Annotated in this window: 13 protein-coding genes and 1 pseudogene; 10 read left to right on the forward strand and 4 right to left on the reverse strand. The window is 61.3% G+C overall.

Going from position 1 to position 18642, the window contains the following annotated elements:
- The first annotated feature begins 84 nt into the window (after nucleotides 1–84).
- A pseudogene (locus tag QLG02_RS20755) lies at nucleotides 85–621 on the forward strand (GNAT family N-acetyltransferase).
- Between the two features lie 62 nt (nucleotides 622–683).
- Here the strand turns inward: QLG02_RS20755 and QLG02_RS20760 are convergent.
- From QLG02_RS20760 to QLG02_RS20775, 4 genes are all read right to left on the reverse strand, one after another.
- A complete protein-coding gene (locus QLG02_RS20760; protein ID WP_016349498.1) occupies nucleotides 684–1775 on the reverse strand; it encodes a type I restriction endonuclease in 1092 nt (363 codons plus the stop codon).
- A gap of 245 nt (nucleotides 1776–2020) precedes the next feature.
- Nucleotides 2021–4894, reverse strand: coding sequence for a bifunctional [glutamate--ammonia ligase]-adenylyl-L-tyrosine phosphorylase/[glutamate--ammonia-ligase] adenylyltransferase (gene glnE / locus QLG02_RS20765; protein WP_282466030.1), 2874 nt, complete (start codon nucleotides 4892–4894; stop codon nucleotides 2021–2023).
- 131 nt (nucleotides 4895–5025) lie between these two features.
- Complete coding sequence (locus tag QLG02_RS20770) at nucleotides 5026–5466, reverse strand: GNAT family N-acetyltransferase (RefSeq protein ID WP_011704723.1); 441 nt, start codon at nucleotides 5464–5466, stop codon at nucleotides 5026–5028.
- A 77-nt stretch (nucleotides 5467–5543) separates the two neighbouring features.
- Nucleotides 5544–6794 carry a methyl-accepting chemotaxis protein gene (locus tag QLG02_RS20775; protein WP_029302409.1) on the reverse strand — a complete coding sequence of 417 codons (1251 nt, stop codon included), beginning with the start codon at nucleotides 6792–6794 and terminating at the stop codon, nucleotides 5544–5546.
- A gap of 31 nt (nucleotides 6795–6825) precedes the next feature.
- Here QLG02_RS20775 and QLG02_RS20780 point away from each other — a divergent pair, with 31 nt between their 5' ends.
- From QLG02_RS20780 to fbaA, 9 genes are all read left to right on the forward strand, one after another.
- Complete coding sequence (locus QLG02_RS20780; protein WP_011704725.1) at nucleotides 6826–7647, forward strand: potassium channel family protein; 822 nt, start codon at nucleotides 6826–6828, stop codon at nucleotides 7645–7647.
- Nucleotides 7648–7799: 152 nt separating this feature from the next.
- Nucleotides 7800–8405, forward strand: coding sequence for a TIGR04211 family SH3 domain-containing protein (locus QLG02_RS20785; RefSeq protein WP_011704726.1), 606 nt, complete (start codon nucleotides 7800–7802; stop codon nucleotides 8403–8405).
- 269 nt (nucleotides 8406–8674) lie between these two features.
- The gene (gene putA / locus QLG02_RS20790) at nucleotides 8675–11839 is read left to right on the forward strand and encodes a bifunctional proline dehydrogenase/L-glutamate gamma-semialdehyde dehydrogenase PutA (protein WP_282466031.1); all 3165 of its coding nucleotides are present in this window, start codon (nucleotides 8675–8677) and stop codon (nucleotides 11837–11839) included.
- A gap of 200 nt (nucleotides 11840–12039) precedes the next feature.
- Nucleotides 12040–12819 carry an NAD(+) diphosphatase gene (gene nudC / locus QLG02_RS20795; RefSeq protein ID WP_282466032.1) on the forward strand — a complete coding sequence of 260 codons (780 nt, stop codon included), beginning with the start codon at nucleotides 12040–12042 and terminating at the stop codon, nucleotides 12817–12819.
- A gap of 142 nt (nucleotides 12820–12961) precedes the next feature.
- Complete coding sequence (hemE, locus tag QLG02_RS20800) at nucleotides 12962–14029, forward strand: uroporphyrinogen decarboxylase (protein WP_282466033.1); 1068 nt, start codon at nucleotides 12962–12964, stop codon at nucleotides 14027–14029.
- A 112-nt stretch (nucleotides 14030–14141) separates the two neighbouring features.
- Nucleotides 14142–15071 carry an ROK family protein gene (locus QLG02_RS20805; RefSeq protein ID WP_282466034.1) on the forward strand — a complete coding sequence of 310 codons (930 nt, stop codon included), beginning with the start codon at nucleotides 14142–14144 and terminating at the stop codon, nucleotides 15069–15071.
- 49 nt (nucleotides 15072–15120) lie between these two features.
- Nucleotides 15121–16131 carry an erythrose-4-phosphate dehydrogenase gene (epd, locus tag QLG02_RS20810; RefSeq protein WP_010635047.1) on the forward strand — a complete coding sequence of 337 codons (1011 nt, stop codon included), beginning with the start codon at nucleotides 15121–15123 and terminating at the stop codon, nucleotides 16129–16131.
- Nucleotides 16132–16193: 62 nt separating this feature from the next.
- Complete coding sequence (locus QLG02_RS20815; protein WP_120415498.1) at nucleotides 16194–17357, forward strand: phosphoglycerate kinase; 1164 nt, start codon at nucleotides 16194–16196, stop codon at nucleotides 17355–17357.
- A gap of 115 nt (nucleotides 17358–17472) precedes the next feature.
- Nucleotides 17473–18552: a class II fructose-bisphosphate aldolase gene (gene fbaA, locus QLG02_RS20820; protein WP_282466035.1), complete on the forward strand. Its 1080-nt coding sequence runs from the start codon at nucleotides 17473–17475 to the stop codon at nucleotides 18550–18552.
- Nucleotides 18553–18642 lie beyond the last annotated feature (90 nt).

The following is an 18642-nucleotide window of genomic DNA, read 5'->3' on the forward strand; positions in this document are numbered from 1 at the left end:
TGCTGCCGGCGTCGGTAGCGAAAGAGAGGGGTGTTTGGGCTGGACAAAGATGGTATCACTGTGGTTTTACCAAGGAGCAGATGAATGAGTCGAAGTGAAATCGCAAGAGAGACATCCCATCCGGACTGGCCGCTGGTCTGGCAGATCTACGGCAGCAGCTTTCCCCGCTACGAACAGCGCCAGCCGTAGCATCAAGAGCTCAAGATGGGAGACTCCCGCTTTCACTGTCAGCTCTTTTATCAGGGCGAGCAGCTGCTCGGCTTTATCTTCTGGTGGGACTGCGGCGAGCAGATCTACATCGAACACCTCGCCATCAACCCGGCCCTGCGCGGCCAGAACCACGGCTCACGCCTGCTTGCCGCCTTCTGCGAGACGGCGGGGCGTCCGGTCATCCTGGAGATAGACCCGCCAGAGGACGAGATCGCCCTGCGCCGGCTGCGCTTCTACCAGTCGCTGGGTTTTTGCCTGAGCGAGCATGACCATGTGCACCCGCCCTATCAGCCGGATTATCAAGGCCATGCGCTGCGGGTGCTGAGCTATCCGGCCCCGCTCGATGAGCAGGGCTATCGGCGCTTCAACAAGGTGCTGGTGGAGACTGTGATGGATCACGGCCTGATTTAAATAAGGTGACTGATATTTGTATTTTGAATTAAAGGGGGAGGAATCTCCCCCTAATAGCAGGATTATTCGTAGACAGCAGTTGTATGAAGTAATTGATCTGCAAAAGTGAAAATTTCATCTATTGAGTCAATCGGGTGTCTAGTTTCTTTCTTTTCAGCGTCAAACAGCCCTATATACTTTTGGCGAGAGTTAAAATGTAATCTGCAAAGTGGTTTTCGGTTATTATCATCAAGCAGAATCCCAAAATAACTCTGGGTATCCCTCGGCGCAATTCTAGCAACATCAAATTTCTGTCTGAGAATAGCTTTTACAACGTTGAATGCTTCCATTTCTTCAATAGTTGTATCTACTCTAGATTTTTCTTTGTTGTTATCATTTTCACTGTTGTCATTCGGTAGCTCACTCTCTGAGGCTGATGAGACAGACGAGGTGCTGACACTGTTACCTATTGCAGATTTCAATCTGGCATTGATGCTATCGTTGAGGAACTGATTCAGAGCTTTCTTGGTGATATCCGTGAACGACTGTTTTACCCTGGCAGTAAGTACACCATCATAAATTCGAGACGCAAAAAATTTGACAAAATCTTCCTCTGGAGAGGCGAACTGCTCAGCAAGTAGTTTCTTTATCTGGCTAAGATATTTAAGTTCTCCAGCTGCATCAACAACTGACTCAACATCGAAAGCTGTTTTAGTCAGTTTTAATACCTCAGGAACTACATGCTCATCTATGTCCTCAAGATCAAGTGTCAGAAAAGGTTTTTCATCCATTTTATTCGGCGCATCCAAGTCGGTATAAAACTCATATTGAGCGCCATTAGTGAGAATGCCAATTCTGGCATTGGTTACCGAGAAATAACGGAAGAGTTGACCTGAGTGCTTTGCAGACAGTTTTTCACTGTATTTTTTACATTCAACCAAAATTTGAACTTGACCATCCTTGAGGATGGCATAGTCAACCTTTTCTCCCTTTTTGATACCGGTGTCTGCGGTGAACTCAGGGATTACCTCGGTGGGGTCAAAGACATCGTAACCGAGAACGCGGTTGAGAAACGGCATGACAAAGGCATTTTTGGTCGCTTCTTCAGTCGTGATCATCGATGACTGTTGAGCAATTTTCTTGGATAGACTCTGTAGCTGTTCTGAAAAATCCATTTCTTCCTCTCTGTATGGCGGCAAAGTTCTACTTTTTAACGCTATATTCCCCACCATCATCCCTGGTCAGAATAATGGGGGACAGATACCCATAACCTCTGCTTATATTCAGCAAAGCGCCATACGATTCCAAGGCTTGTATTCTTGAAACAGGATCTAGCTCACCGCTATTGAGTTTTATATGGAGAATATTTGTCCATTGTTGCCCCGAGCAATGAGAAGGGGCGCCTCGGCGCCCCTGCTGTTTATTCCCCCAGCAGCTGTTGCCAGACTGCCAGCACATGGCCGCGCTCCGGCAGCAGCCTGTCGTCGCCCACCTTGCGGGAGACCTCGGAGAGGTTGAGGCGATGGCCGAGGTTGCGGATCTCCAGATAGGCATGCTTGAGCCCCTCCGCCTGCTCCAGGGTCAGCACCCCCGCCAGCACGCACTCATCGAAGATGCGCACGTTATCGGACCAGCGAGTGAGCGCCTCGGGTTCGCCGCAGGCATGGGCCAGCACCAGGTATTGAGCGATGAACTCGATGTCCACCATGCCGCCGGGGGACTGCTTGAGGTCGAACTCGCCGGCGCCCGCTTTGAGCAGGTGATCCCGCATCTTGTGGCGCATCTCGCGCACCTCGCGGGCCAGCGTCGGCAGCTCGCGCTCCTTGGCCAGCACGGCGCGGCGGATGCGGGCAAACTCGGCGATCACCGCCTCATCGCCATAGATGGGGCGGGCCCGCACCAGCGCCTGATGCTCCCAGGTCCAGGCCTCGTTTTGCTGGTACTGCTCGTAGGCCGCCAGCGACGAGACCAGCAGGCCTGAGTCGCCGGAGGGGCGCAGCCGCATGTCGATCTCGTAGAGGATGCCGGACGGGGTGCGGGTGCTGAACAGGTGCAGGATCCGCTGGGCCAGGCGCAGGTAGAACTGGCGGCTGTCGATGGGTTTGCGCCCGTCGGTATAGCTGTTGGGGTCGCCGCCGTGCAGGAACACCAGGTCGAGATCCGAGCCGTAGCCGAGCTCGATGCCGCCGAGCTTGCCATAGGCCACCACCGCAAAGCCGCGCTGGCCGCTCACCGCCACCTCGGGTGGCACCCCGTAGCGTTCGCTCATCTGGGCCCAGGCCTGATTGACCACCTCCTCGGTGATCGCCTCCGCCAGCCAGGTGAGGTGGTCGCTCACCTTCATCAGCGGCAGGGCGCCGGCGATGTCGGCCGCCACGATGCGCAGCAGCTGCACCTGCTTGAACTGGCGCAGCGCCTCCATCTGCTGCTCCACGTCCTCTTCGGGGATGCGCAGTAGGAACTGGCGCAGCTGGGGCTTGTACTGATCGAGCGGGGTGGGGTGGTAGAGGTGCTGGGGATCGAGCAGCTCGTCCAGCAGGATGGGGTAGCGGGCCAGCTGCTCGCTCACCAGATGGCTGGCGTCGCACAGCCGCACCAGCTGGCGCAGGGCGCCCGGGTTTTCCGCCAGCAGCTGCAGATAGGCGCTGCGGGTGAAGATGCGGGTCAACAGTTCGCACACCCGTTCGAACAGGCGGGCGGGTTGCTCGCTGGCCACCACCAGTCGCAGCAGTTCCGGCATCAGCCAGTCCAGCGCAATGCGCCCCTGCGGGCCCACCTGACGGCGCTTGTACTCCTCCTTGAAACGCAGCAGGGCGGCGCAGAGCGGGGCGGGCTCGGCCACCCCCTGCGCAATCAGCAGTTTTTCCAGCTCGGCGGCGTCGAGCTCGGTGCGCCAGAGATCGAGCCAGAGCTGCTCCAGATGGGCGGGGGCCTCTTTCTCTTCCCCCACCACAGCGGCGAACTCCTGATGGACGGCCGCCATCTCCTCATCGAGATGGGCCATAAAGGCGCCCCAGTCAGCAAAGCCGAGAGCAGCGATCAGCCGCTGGCGATCCCGCTCCTCGGTGGGCAGGGTCTGGGTCTGCTGATCGCCGATCTCCTGCAAGATGTTCTCGACCCGGCGCAGGAAGCGGTAGGCCGTCAGCAGGCGGTCGCAATGGGGGGATTCGAGGGCGCCGCACTGGGCGATGGCGGCCAGCGCTTCGGGCAGGTGGCGCACCCGCAGCGCCGGCTCACGCCCGCCGCGGATCAGTTGCAGCGCCTGGGCGATAAACTCCACCTCGCGAATGCCGCCGGCCCCCAGCTTGATGTTGCCCTCCAGCCCCTTGCGGCGCACCTCGGCGGCGATCATCGCCTTCATCTGGCGCAGGCCGTCGATGACGCCGAAGTCGATATAGCGGCGAAACACGAAGGGGCGCAGCATCTCGGCCAGCTCCACCGCATGTTCGCACTGGGGCCCCAACACCCGCGCCTTGACCATGGCGTAGCGCTCCCAGTTGCGGCCGTGATGCTGGTAGTAATCCTCCATGGCGGCAAAGGAGATGGCGAGCGGCCCCGCGTCGCCAAAGGGGCGCAGCCGCATATCGACCCGAAACACCTGGCCGTCGACCGTGCTCTGGTGGAGGGCGTTGATGATGCGCTGGCCCAGCTTGATAAAGAATTGCTGGTTGGCGAGCTCGCGCCGCCCGCCGACCGTGTAGCCGTTCTCGGGGAAGGTGAAGATAAGGTCGATGTCAGAGGAGAAGTTGAGCTCGCCGCCCCCCAGCTTGCCCATGCCGAGGATCAGCAGCGGCTGCGGATTGCCGTTGCCATCCATCGGGGTGCCCAGCTCGCCGCACTGCTTGGCGTAGAGCCAGTCGCGGGCCGCGCAGATCAGCGCATCCGCCAGTCTGGTGAGGTGGATAAAGCTCTCTTCCACCGCCGCGTGACCCAGCAGCTCGCGCCAGGCGATCACCAGCATGCGGCTGCGACGGAACTGGCGCAGGATGCGCTTGAGCGCCTCCTCGTCATCCACCTCGGCCAGCAGGGCGGTCAGATCGTGCTGGTAGGCGGGCCAGCGCTCGGCCTGATCCAGATCCCCGGAGGCGAGCAGCTCGGTCAGCAATTCCGGCTGTTTGAAGAGAGAATCGGCGACAAAATCGGAGAGGCCAAGCAGGGTCAGCAGGGTCTGGCGTACCGGCTCGGGCAGCGTGCCGTAGTCGGGGGCCAGTTCAATCAGCCGTTGCCAGTGGCGCTGGGCCAGCTCCTGCAGCAGGGGGGAGAAGGTGGAGAGAGAGGGAGAGTGCTGGGCCACGGTTGCCGTCCTTGTGATTAACGAAACTGCCGGATAAAACGCTGGCTGCCAATCTAGCACTGTCGGGCCCCTGCGTCACAGCGCGGGGGGCGAGAAGCATGATCCGGCGGGAATTATCGGCAGCCGGTGGTTCAGGTGCGCTGGTAGATATCGGGGTGGTAGATCTCCATCAGGCTGCCGGGGCTGGCGGGCGGCACGAAGCCGAAACCGGCGTAGAGGCCGTGGGCATCCGAGGTGGCGAGGGAGAGGCGACGCAATCCCTGCAACTCGGGATGGTCGAGCATGGCCGCCACCAGCGCCTTGCTGTAGCCCTGGCCGCGATGCTCAGGCAGGACAAACACGTCGGCCAGATAGCCGAAGGTGGCCTTGTCTGTGATGACCCGGGCGAAGGCGACTTGCTGAGCGCCGAGGTAGCCGCCAAAGCAGAGCGAATGGTTGATGGCCCGCTGCAGGGTGGCAAGGGGAATGCCGCGACACCAGTAGGCCTCCTCAGAGAGAAAACGGTGAATGAGCGGCACGTCGAGCCGTCCCTTGTCGGCGCTGATTTCAAGCGCAAGTTCTGTAGTCTGCATCCTGGCTCCTTGCCGCGATGAAAAAAGAAAGGCCCCTCGTGGGGGCCTTCCAGTCTAACCAGATTGCTGCGTGAAAGTCAGGCCAGCTTGAAGGCCTGGATATGGGTATCCAGGGTCTGGCTGTGGCGCTCCACCAGTTCGGAGGCCTCCTGCAGCTCGCGCAGGACGACCACGGAGCCTTCCACCACCTGTTTGACCTGCTCCAGGTTGCCGCTCATCTCCTCGGCCACCGAGCTCTGCTGCTCGGAGGCGGCGGCGATCTGGCGGTTCATGTCGGCCACCCCCTGTACCCGCTGCACTATGGTGGCGAGCTGGTCACCGGCCTGGGTCACCTGCTCCACCCCCTTGTCGGCCTGCTGCACGCTCTGAGCCATCAGTTCGGCGGCCTGGCGGGCGTTGCCCTGCAGCTGCTCGATCATCTTCTGGATCTCGACGGTGGCGGCCTGGGCCCGGTTGGCCAGTTCGCGCACCTCGGAGGCGACCACCGCGAAGCCACGGCCGGCCTCGCCGGCGCGGGCGGCTTCGATGGCGGCGTTCAGTGCCAGCAGGTTGGTCTGCTCCGAGATGCCGCGAATGGTATCCACGACGGAGCCGATCTGCTCGACCCCCTGTTCCACCTGATTGACCACGGTGGAGGAGCGCTGAATGTTGCCGGAGAGGGTATCTATGGTGTTGACGGTGGCGGCCACGCAGCGGCTGCCCTCCTCGGCCAGCAGGCTGGTCTCGGCGGTGGCGTGGGAGGCCTGCTCCGCATGGGCTGCCACCTCGCGAATGGCGCCCACCATCTGGCTCATGGCGCTGGCCAGTTGCTCAATCTGGGTGAACTCCTCGCTGATGGCCTCGTTGGCCTCCTCCATGCAAAGGGTGACCTGGGAGGCGATGTCGTTGAGCTCCTTGCAGGCGACACGCTGGGTGCCGAACACCTCCTTGAGATTCTCCTGGGAGTGGGCCACCGCCTTGGCGATGTCACCGAACTCGTCACGGGACTTGAGCAGTACCCGATGGCTCAGATCCTTGCGGGCGAAGCGCTCCAGCAGGCCCACCAGATAGTGCACCTGCTTGACCATCAGGCGCGAGCCGGTCAGCAGCAGCACCACGAACAGCAGCCCCATGATGGCGGTCTCCATCAACCCGGTCCAGAGCAGGCTGTTGGCGATAGTGTCCGCCTTGTCGGGCGCGATGCCTTCGCTGAGCAGGGTGGTTTCCAGATTGCTGGCGTCGAACCAGAGCTTGACCAGCAGCAGCACAGTACTGAACACCATGAGCAGTACCACTTTGGGTACCAGCCGGATATTGCTCATTCGCCTCTCCAGCGGGTTTAACTGCATAATATTTCTCCTTTTAATGACCGGTTTTCCTTTGTCCTCAGGACTATCGGCATTATCTTCCTTTTTATTAATTCGCACCGTGCCTAAAGTGGGAAAATGTATGCGACATCACTTAACTCATCTGCGCGCCATGGATCTGCTGATGGCGTTTCTGTCGGTGATCTCGGTTTTGCTGGTCACGGCCCGCTGGTGGGGGCATGCCCAGCTCACCCCCCAGACCCTGCAGCTGTTCTATGACGTCGACAGCCTGATCTGTTACTTCTTCCTCGCCCACTTCGCCTACGGCTGGGCCCGCGCCTCCGACCGGATGGCTTTCTTCAAGGCCAACTGGTTCTATCTGCCGGGCAGCCTGCCGATGGTGGAGCAGCTGCGCTGGGCCCGTCTGCTGCAGCTGTGGCGGGTCTATCAGCTGTTCAAGGAGCACCCGGATCTCTGGGCCATGTTCCGTCGCGAGCGCAACGAGACCACCCTCTCTGGCATCCTGTTCCTGTTCTTCCTGCTGCTGGGGGTCGGTTCCGGGGTCATGTATCTGATCGAATCGGGCCAGCCCGGCAGCCAGATCCAGACCCCCTACGATGCCTTCTGGTGGACCCTGGTGACCCTGTCGACCGTGGGGTACGGCGATCTGGTGCCCAAGACGGAGCAAGGGCGTTTCGTCGCCAGCCTGCTGATCCTGTTCGGGGTCGGCCTGTTCGGCGCCATCAGCGGTTTCATGGCCAGCCTGTTTCTGCAGCCGGGGCGGGGGGATGGCGAGCTGGAGAAGTGGCGCCATCACCAGAGTGCACAGCAGGATCTGTTGTTGCAGGAGCTGCGTGCCCTGCGGGACGAGGTGAAGGCACTGAAACAGAAATAGGCAGCGGCGTCCGGAATGGTCGCGTCGCGGCGCAGACAAGTTGCGAGCCAGCTCTCAGCTCGGGGGGCGCCACTTTTCTTTGCTTGTCCTTTGACCCGCAGGCGGCTTAACATTCGCCAGTCACCTAACCAAACGAAGAGAACCGATCGACCATGCGCGCCCTTCTCGGGATCCTGATCTGCTTGTGTGCCCAACAGGCACTGGCCGATACCCGTTATGTTTCAGACAACATCTTTACCTTTATTCACAATGGTCCGGGTACCCAGTACCGGATCCTTGGCAGCGTCAAGGCGGGTGAGCCGCTGGACGTCAAGGCAGTGAACAACGAAGCCGGTTTCACCCAGGTGGTGGATGGTCGTGGCCGTGAAGGCTGGATCAAGAGCAGCGAGCTGCAGGGCGAGATCAGCCTGCGCGAACGGCTGCCCCAGGTGCAAAAAGAGCTGGAAGAGGCCAAGGCCCGCCTGCTGAACCTCAACGGTGACAACGAGAAACGCTTCACCGAGAAGGATGGCAAGATCGCCGAGCAGAGCAAGGAGATCGCCAGCCTGAAGGCTCAGCTGGCCAGCCAGAGCGAGGAGATGGGCAATCTCAAAGAGCAGAACGACGCCCTGACCCAGAGCTACGACAACCAGGAGCACGACATGCAGATGGACTGGTTCATCCGCGGTGGTGCCATGGTGGGTGGCGGCATCCTGCTCGGCATCCTGTTGCCCATGCTGCCCCGTCGTCGCAGCCGCGGCGATCGCTGGATGAACTGACAACCGCTGTCGGAAGCAGAGTGAAGGGTCGCCATGGCGACCCTTCTTTTTTGCCTGGAGAAAAATTGTATACAAAATAAGGCGATGAATCTTGCCTGGTTAGCATATGGCGCCGATATAGTGCGCCATATGAGCCAATCAGCGATCTTTGTTAATAATAGGCAACAATTTCATTTCATCTATGGGTCGATATTGTATACATTATTGGCGTTTCGGCGGCATGGCCGCCTTCGTCGATATCAGCCCTAGGGCGTACAGGAAGACCCCATATGTTCAAAGCTACCCAAGTGCTTGCCGCTGACTATGTTCCCTCCGATCTGGCCGCCCTGCGCGAAGCCATCACCCAGAACTACGTGGTGGATGAAAATGCCTATCTGGCCGAGCTGTCGGCCATGCTGCCGGGGGACGGCGCCTCGCTGGAACGGGTGACCCAGCGTGCTCGCACCCTGGTGACCAAGGTGCGCAAGGAGAGCGGCTCCGGCGACGGCATCGACGCCTTCCTGCAGGAGTACAGCCTGGATACCCAGGAGGGGATCATCCTGATGTGCCTGGCGGAGGCGCTGCTGCGCATTCCCGATGCCGAGACCGCCGATGCCCTGATCAAGGACAAGCTCTCCGGCGCCAACTGGTCGTCCCATTTTCGCAAGAGCGACTCCACCCTGGTGAACGCCTCCACCTGGGGGCTGATGCTGACCGGCAAGATCATCAAGCTGGACAAGAAGCTGGACGGCAACCCGGCCAACCTGCTGGGCCGCATGGTCAACAAGCTGGGGGAGCCGGTGGTGCGCTCCGCCATGTACGCCGCCATGAAGATCATGGGCAAGCAGTTCGTGCTGGGGCGCGACATGAAGGAAGCCCTCAAGGCGAGCCGCAAGTCCCGGGAGAAGGGTTACACCCACACCTATGACATGCTGGGAGAGTCCGCCCTGACCCTGGCCGATGCCGACAAGTATTTCGGTGACTACCAGCGCGCCATCGAGGCGGTGGGCAACGAGCGCATCAGCGACGGCGGCCCGGCCCCCTCCATCTCCATCAAGCTGTCGGCGCTGCATCCGCGCTATGACGTGGCCAACCGCGAGCGGGTGCTCGGCGAGATGTGCGAGCGGCTGGTGGGACTGGTGCGCCTCGCCCGCGACAAGGACGTGGCCATCAGCATCGATGCCGAAGAGATGGACCGCCTCGAACTCTCTCTCGATCTGTTCGAGCAGCTTTATCGCTCCGAGGCGAACCGTGGCTGGGGCAAGCTCGGCATGGTGGTGCAGGCCTACTCCAAGCGCGCCCTGCCGGTACTCTGCTGGCTCACCGGGCTGGCCCGCGAGCAGGGCGATCTCATTCCGGTTCGCTTGGTAAAAGGCGCCTACTGGGACAGCGAGCTGAAATACGCCCAGCAGGCCGGCCTGCCCGGCTACCCGCTGTTTACCCGCAAGGCGGGCACCGACATCTCCTACCTCGCCTGCGCCCGCTACCTGCTGAGCGAGCCGACCCGCGGCTTCATCTCGCCCCAGTTTGCCACCCACAACGCCAACACCGTGGTCAGCATTCTGGAGATGGCCGGTGATCGCCAGTTTGAATTCCAGCGTCTGCACGGCATGGGGGAGGAGCTGCACAACGCCGTACTGAACGAACATCCCGGCCTGCACTGCCGCATCTATGCGCCGGTGGGTGCCCACAAGGATCTGCTGCCCTACCTGGTGCGCCGCCTGCTGGAGAACGGGGCCAACACCTCCTTCGTCCACAAGCTGGTGGACCCCAACACCCCGGTCGACTCCCTGGCCGAGCACCCGCTGCGTACCCTCAAGCGCTACTCCTGCCTGGCCAACGATCGCATTCCGCAGCCGGTGAACCTGTTCAGCGACCGCAAGAACTCCAGCGGCGTCAACATGAACATCGTCTCCATCCAGCGCCCCTTCTTCGCCAAGCTGAAGGAGCTGGAGAACAAGCAGTGGCTGGCGGGTCCCATCGTCGATGGTGAGACCCTCAAGCGCAACGAAGCCCGCGTGGTGCTGAGCCCGCAGGATGTGAGCCTGACCGTCGGCAAGATCCACTGGGCCGACGAGCAGGCGATGGAGCAGGCGCTGGCCTCGGCCCATGCCGCCTTCCCGCGCTGGCGCGAGACCCCGGTGAGCGAGCGTGCCGCCGCCCTTGAGAAACTGGCGGATCTGCTGGAAGCGAACCGCGAGCAGTTCATCTCCCTCTGTACCCGCGAGGCGGGCAAGCTGCTGCAGGACGGCATCGACGAGGTGCGCGAGGCGGTGGACTTCTGCCGCTACTACGCGGTGCAGGCCCGCAGCCTGATGGGGCAGGCCACCCTGCTGCCCGGCTACACCGGCGAGATGAACGAGCTGTTCCTGCAGGGGCGCGGTGTCTTTGTCTGCATCAGCCCGTGGAACTTCCCGCTGGCGATTTTCCTGGGACAAGTCGCCGCAGCGCTGGCCACCGGCAACACCGTCATCGCCAAGCCTGCCGAGCAGACCGGTCTCATCGCCCACCTGGCGGTGACCCTGGCTCATCAGGCCGGCATTCCCGGTGACGTGCTGCAGCTGTTGCCGGGTGACGGCGCCACCGTCGGCGCCAAGCTGACGGCGGATGCCCGCATCGGCGGCGTCTGCTTCACCGGCTCCACCGAGACCGCCAAGCTCATCAACATGACCTTGGCCCAGCGTGATGGCGCCATCCTGCCGCTCATCGCCGAGACCGGCGGCCAGAACGCCATGATCGTCGACTCCACCGCCCTGCCGGAGCAGGTGGTGCGCGACGTGGTGAGCGCCGCCTTCCAGAGCGCCGGCCAGCGCTGCTCCGCCCTGCGGGTGCTCTACCTGCAGGAAGAGATCGCGCCGCGGGTGCTGGAGATTTTGACCGGTGCCCTGCAGGAGCTCAAAGTGGGCAACCCGGCCGAGCACAACACCGACGTCGGCCCGGTCATCGACGCCGAGGCCAAGGCCGGGCTGGATGCGCACCTGGTGCACATGATCCCGCGTGCCCGCCTGATCGCCCAGGCGCCCATGTCGGCCGTGACCCTGGGGGGCCACTTCGTGCAGCCGACCGCGCTGGAGATCGGCTCCATCCGCGAGCTGACCCGCGAGCAGTTCGGCCCCATCCTGCACGTGGTGCGCTACGCCGCCCGGGATCTGGACAAGGTGATCAGCGACATCAACGGCACCGGTTACGGCCTGACGCTGGGGATCCACAGCCGCAACGAATCCCATGCCGAGGAGCTGGCGAGCCGCATAAACGTCGGCAACGTCTACATCAACCGCAACCAGATCGGTGCCATGGTCGGGGTGCAGCCGTTCGGCGGGCAGGGCCTCTCCGGCACCGGTCCCAAGGCGGGCGGCCCTCATTACCTGAGCCGTTTCATTACCGAGAAGACCCGCACCATCAACACCACGGCGGTGGGCGGCAACGCCTCCCTGCTGGCGATGGGCGATGCCTGATCGACCGTGACCGACATCAGGCCGCCTGCGGGCGGCCTTTTTCATGGGCGTTCTCATGAGCATTGAAAAGCCGCCATCTTGGGGTCGCCACCCGGCTTGCCGCGTCTTAATATGGTGGCCGGTTGTCGCTTTCATCCGTCACCGCCGCCCAGCCCCGGGCGCACATTCCGACCGACGTCACAACAAAGAGTGCTGCATCTATGCCATTAACCGAACAGGCCCGCTGGTTCGTGCTGGGGGGCGATCACCTCGTCCTGCTGGATGAACAGGGGCGCATTCCACAAGGCCCCCGCGCCAGCCTGCCCGCCCATCTGCAATCCGCCACCTTTGAGCATTTTGATGAGTGGGGCGATCTGCCCTGTTATCTGCTGGATCTGGGGGCCGAGGCCGACCCAGGTCGGCTCATGCCGCTGCGCCAGCTGATGGTGGCTGGCGATGAAGAGGGTTTTCGCCTTGGGGGCCGTGCCTGGCAGCTGGCCACCTTCCGCCGCAGCCATCGCTTCTGCGGCGAGTGCGGCGCCCCCATGGCCCCCAAGGCGGGGGAGTGGGCACAAGAGTGCCAACAGGGTCACGTCGTCTACCCGCGCATCTCTCCCTGCATCATCGTGGCGGTGCGCAAGGGACCGGCGATCCTGCTGGCGGCCCATCGCCGTCACTATCAGGCGGACGATCCCATGTATACGGTGCTGGCCGGCTTCGTGGAGGCAGGGGAGAACCTCGAGCAGTGCGTGGCGCGGGAGGTGTTCGAGGAGAGCGGCATCCGGGTGAGCAATGTGCGTTACGTGGCGAGCCAGCCCTGGCCGTTTCCCCATAGCCTGATGATGGGCTTCACCGCCGATTATGAGAGCGGCGAGATCCGGGTGCAGGACGAGGAGCTGGTGGCCGCCGATTTCTTCGAGGCCGACGGGCTGCCAAGGCTGCCGCCCCATGGCACCATAGCGCGGCGGCTCATCACGCTCTGCCTCGGCGACCAAGCCTGAGGGATGCAAAGAGGGGCGCTTGTTTGCGCCCCTTCACATCTTTGCACTCCAACGGCGGCGGCAGGCGTTTGAGCCGCCCCCCGCCGCGCACAAAGTGGTATCATACCCGCCATTTTATGCTGGATATGACTCAGGAACTGGGATGAAAGAGCTGAAGAACGATCGTTACCTGCGTGCCCTGCTGCGCCAGGAAGTGGACATGACCCCGGTATGGATGATGCGCCAGGCTGGCCGCTATCTGCCGGAATACAAGGCCACGCGCGCCCAGGCGGGGGATTTCATGTCCCTGTGCCGCAACGCCGAGCTGGCTTGTGAAGTCACCCTGCAGCCGCTGCGCCGCTATCCACTCGATGCCGCCATCCTCTTCTCCGACATCCTGACCGTGCCCGATGCCATGGGGCTGGGTCTCTACTTCGAACAGGGTGAAGGCCCGCGCTTCGAGCGTCCGATCACCTCCATGGCCGACGTACAGGCGCTGCCGGTGCCGGATCCGGAAGATGAGCTGGGCTACGTGATGAATGCGGTGCGCACCATCCGCCGCGAGCTGAAGGGCGAAGTGCCGCTGATCGGTTTCTCCGGCAGCCCATGGACTCTGGCCACCTACATGGTGGAGGGGGGTAGCTCCAAGGCGTTCACCAAGATCAAGCAGATGATGTACGCAGAGCCGCAAACCCTGCACCTGCTGCTCGACAAGCTGGCCGACAGCGTGATTAGCTATCTCAACGCCCAGATCAAGGCGGGTGCGCAGGCTGTCATGGTGTTCGACACCTGGGGCGGCGTGCTCACCCCGCGCGATTACCGCGACTTCTCCTTGCAGTACATGCACAAGATTGTCGATGGCCTGATCCGCGAGCACGACGGTCGCCGCGTGCCGGTCACCCTGTTTACCAAGAACGGCGGTCAGTGGCTGGAGCAGATCGCCGCCACCGGTTGCGATGCGCTGGGTCTGGACTGGACCACCGACATTGCCGACGCCAAGCGTCGGGTCGGCGACAAGGTGGCGCTGCAGGGCAACATGGATCCCTCCATGCTCTACGCTACTCCGGCTCGCATCCGTGAAGAGGTCGCCTCCATTCTGGCCGGTTTCGGCCACGGCAACGGCCACGTATTCAACCTCGGCCACGGCATCCATCAGGATGTGAACCCGGAGCACGCCGGCGTGTTCGTCAACGCGGTACACGAGCTCTCCGCCCAGTACCACGGCCGCTAAGGCCGGGGCGAGAGAAGAAGAGTTTGTTTGATATTCGGGGCCGCAAGGCCCCGTTTTATATTAAAAAATGGCGCCGCAATGACGAGAGCGTGGCGCCAGCGCAGGAGGCAAGATGAGCAGCAAGTCACTGGATTGGGGTATCGATCTTGGCGGTACCAAGTGTGAATGTGTGGTGCTGGATGGCGACGAGGTGCTGCTGCGCCATCGCATCCTCACCGAGCGGGCGGGCGGTTATGACCATATGATCGGCCAGATCGCCAAGCTGGTGGAGGAGTGTGCCGAGAAGATTGGCCAGCGCCCGGCTGTCATCGGTATGGGCACGCCGGGGGCGCGTGATCCGCAGACCGGCCTGATGAAAAACTGCAACACCACCGAGCTCAACGGCAAGCCGTTCAAGGAAGATCTGGAGCGCCGGCTCGGCGTGCCGGTGCTGATTGCCAACGACGCCAACTGCTTCGCGCTGGCAGAAACCCATCTGGGGGCGGTGCGCCAGCACCATCCCAATGCGAAAGTGGTGTTCGGCATCATCATGGGCACCGGGGTCGGCTCCGGCATCGTCATCAACGGCCGCATCCTCAACGGTCACCACGGCATCGCCGGCGAGTGGGGCCACAACGTGCTCTCACCCGACGGCCCCGAGTGCTACTGCGGCAAGCGCGGCTGCGTCGAGACCTTCATCAGCGGCCCGGCGCTGGAGGCCTGGTACGAAGCCAAGGCCAAGCGTCACCTCTCGCTGGCCAAGATAGCGGCGGCGACGGCTCACGACCACGTGGCCAAGCTCACTATCGACCGGCTGCATCTGTTGTTTGGCCAGGCGCTGGCCAACGTGGTCAACATCCTGGATCCGGATGTGATCGTCATTGGCGGCGGGGTCGGCAACGTGCAGAGCCTGTACAGTGTGGGACGGGAGACTATTTTGCCCTTCCTCTTTAATCCCCGCTTCGCCACCCCCATTATTGCTCCAGCCCTGGGGGACAGCGCCGGGGTATTCGGGGCGGCCCTGCTGGCCCGCGGTGAATTTCAGGATGCTTTGCTGTCGTGAGTCAGCCATCCGCTTGCCCCTTTGTCCCAGCTAAGGACCCAGAGTTTTCATGATCAAGATTGCCATCAACGGGTACGGGCGGATCGGCCGCAACGTGCTGCGGGCCCTCTACGAGAGCGGCCGCGACAAGAACATCAAGATAGTGGCCATCAACGAGCTGGCCGCCCCCGAGGCCATGGTGCACCTGACCCGCTTCGACACCAGCCACGGTCGCTTCCACCATCCGGTGCAGCTGGCCGGCAACAGCATGCTGGTGGGGGAGGATCTCATCTCCCTGTTCGCCGAGCGGGATCCGTCGCGCTTGCCGTGGCGGGCGCTGGGGGTGGACGTGGTGCTGGACTGCACCGGGGTGTTCGGCTCGCGGGCCGATGCCGAGCTGCATCTGGCGGCGGGGGCGGGCAAGGTGCTGTTCTCCCATCCGGCCGAGGCGGACGTGGACGCCACCATCGTCTACGGGGTCAACCATCAGGTGCTGACCGGGCGCGAGCGGATCGTCTCCAACGCCTCCTGCACCACCAACTGCGTGGTCCCCGTCATCGAAACATTGCATCGAGAATTCGAGATAAATTGTGGTACTATTACGACAATTCATTCGGCCATGCATGATCAGCAAGTCATCGATGCCTACCACAGCGACTTGCGTCGAACCCGTGCTGCCAGCCAGTCCATCATTCCGGTGGATACCAAGCTGGCCAAGGGGTTGGAGCGGATCCTCCCCCACTTCGCCGGCAAGTTCGAGGCGATCGCGGTACGGGTACCGACCATCAATGTAACGGCAATGGATCTCAGTATTACTGTTCGTAAAAAAGTGACGGTTACTGACGTAAATCAAGCCCTGCAACGGGCATCCAGAGGTACATTAAGCGGTATTCTGGATTACACGGAAGAGCCACTGGTCTCCGTAGACTTTAATCATGATGCTCACTCCTGCATCATTGATGGTACCCAGACCCGGGTCAGCGATGCCAACCTCGTCAAGATGTTGATGTGGTGTGATAACGAATGGGGCTTCGCCAACCGCATGCTGGATACCACCCGGGCCATGATGGCCGCAGGCTGAGAGCCTGCACCGGGCGCAAGGTTACTGTTTTTAACATTACCTGAAAATATAGAGGACTGAATATGTCTGTTATCAAGATGACTGACCTGGATCTGGCGGGCAAACGCGTTCTGATCCGTGCTGACCTGAACGTGCCGGTAAAAGACGGCAAGGTCACCTCCGATGCACGTATCGTGGCGACTCTGCCGACCATCAAGCTGGCTCTGGAAAAGGGCGCCAAGCTGATGATCACCTCCCACCTGGGTCGTCCGACCGAGGGTGAATACAACGAAGAATTCTCCCTGGCTCCGGTTGTCAACTATCTGAAAGACGCACTGTCCTGCCCGGTTCGTCTGGCCAAAGACTACCTGGATGGCGTAGAAGTCGCCGCCGGTGAGCTGGTTGTGCTGGAAAACTGCCGCTTCAACAAAGGCGAGAAGAAGAACACCGAAGAGCTGGCCAAAAAATACGCCGCCCTGTGTGACGTCTTTGTAATGGATGCGTTCGGTACTGCTCACCGCGCCGAAGGCTCCACCTACGGTGTGGCCCAGTTCGCACCGGTTGCCTGTGCCGGCCCGCTGCTGGCTGGTGAACTGGAAGCGCTGGGCAAAGCCATGCTGAAGCCCGAGCGCCCGATGGTTGCCATCGTTGGCGGCTCCAAGGTCTCCACCAAGCTGACCGTTCTGGAATCCCTCTCCAAAATCGCTGACCAGCTGGTTGTCGGTGGTGGCATCGCCAACACCTTCATCGCTGCTGCCGGTCACAACGTCGGCAAGTCCCTGTGCGAGCACGACCTGATCGACACCGCCAAGAAACTGGCTGCCGAGACCAACATTCCTGTGACCACCGACGTGGTTGTAGGTGCCGAGTTCTCCGAGTCCACTCCGGCCACTATCAAGTCTGTTAACGATGTGACCGACGGCGACATGATCTTCGACATCGGCCCGGATTCTGCCAAGGCTCTGGCTGACATCATCATGAACGCCAAGACCATCCTGTGGAACGGCCCGGTTGGTGTGTTCGAGTTCGACCAGTTCGCCGAAGGCACCAAGGTTATCGCTGAAGCCATCGCTGCTTCTCCGGCCTTCTCCATCGCTGGCGGTGGCGACACCCTGGCTGCCATCGACAAGTTCGGCATCGCTGACAAAGTCTCCTACATCTCCACTGGCGGCGGCGCCTTCCTGGAGTTCGTAGAAGGCAAGGTTCTGCCGGCTGTTGAGATTCTGGAACAGCGCGCCAAAGCCTAATTGACCCGGAACGGGGGGCAAAAGCCTCCCGTTTCGTTTATCATGTGCCCGCTGTGCCGGTTCATGATGAACCCCCCATTTTTTATTAACGGCATACGAGACAGGACGATTAAACATGTCTAAGAAAATTTTCGACTTCGTAAAACCCGGCGTGATCACTGGTGATGACGTTCAGAAAGTGTTCGCCATCGCTAAAGAGAACGGCTTCGCTCTGCCGGCCGTAAACTGCGTTGGTACCGACTCCGTGAACGCCGTACTGGAAGCTGCCGCCAAGGTTAAAGCGCCGGTTATCGTTCAGTTCTCCAACGGTGGTGCCGTGTTCACCGCCGGTAAGGGTCTGAAGCTGGAAGGTCAGAAAGCTGCCATCCTGGGTGCCATCTCCGGTGCCAAGCACGTTCACGCTGTTGCCGAAGCCTACGGCGTGCCGGTAATCCTGCACACCGACCACGCCGCCAAGAAGCTGCTGCCGTGGATCGACGGTCTGCTGGAAGCGGGCGAGAAGCACTTCGCTGAAACCGGCAAGCCGCTGTTCTCCTCCCACATGCTGGATCTGTCCGAAGAGTCTCTGGAAGAGAACATCGACATCTGCTGCGAGTACCTGACCCGCATGGCCAAGATGAACATGACTCTGGAGCTGGAACTGGGTTGCACCGGTGGCGAAGAAGACGGCGTCGACAACAGCCACATGGATCAGTCCGCCCTGTACACCCAGCCGGAAGATGTTGCTTACGCTTACGAGCGTCTGTCCAAGATCAGCCCGCGTTTCACCATCGCAGCCTCCTTCGGCAACGTACACGGTGTATACAAGCCGGGTAACGTCAAACTGACCCCGTCCATCCTGGACGCTTCCCAGAAGTACGTTTCCGAGAAGTTCGGCATCCCTGCCAAGTCTCTGGACTTCGTATTCCACGGTGGTTCAGGTTCCACTCTGGAAGAGATCCGCGAATCCATCTCCTACGGCGTGGTGAAGATGAACATCGACACCGACACCCAGTGGGCGACCTGGGAAGGTATTCTGGGCTTCTACAAGAAGAACGAAGCCTACCTGCAAGGTCAGCTGGGCAACCCGGAAGGCGCCGACAAGCCGAACAAGAAGTTCTACGATCCGCGTGTATGGCTGCGTGCCGGCCAGACTACCATGATCGCTCGTCTGGAGAAGGCTTTCTCCGACCTGAACGCCATCGACGTACTGTAATTCGTTACGGTAGTTTGATTGCATGAAAGGGCGCCCTGCGGGGCGCCCTTTGCATTGCCGCATGGCGGGGTCGCCAGCGGACGTGAGCAA

Origin of the sequence: Aeromonas sp. V90_14 (assembly GCF_029967615.1) — a bacterium.
In the GTDB taxonomy this organism is placed as follows: Bacteria; Pseudomonadota; Gammaproteobacteria; order Enterobacterales; family Aeromonadaceae; genus Aeromonas; species Aeromonas hydrophila.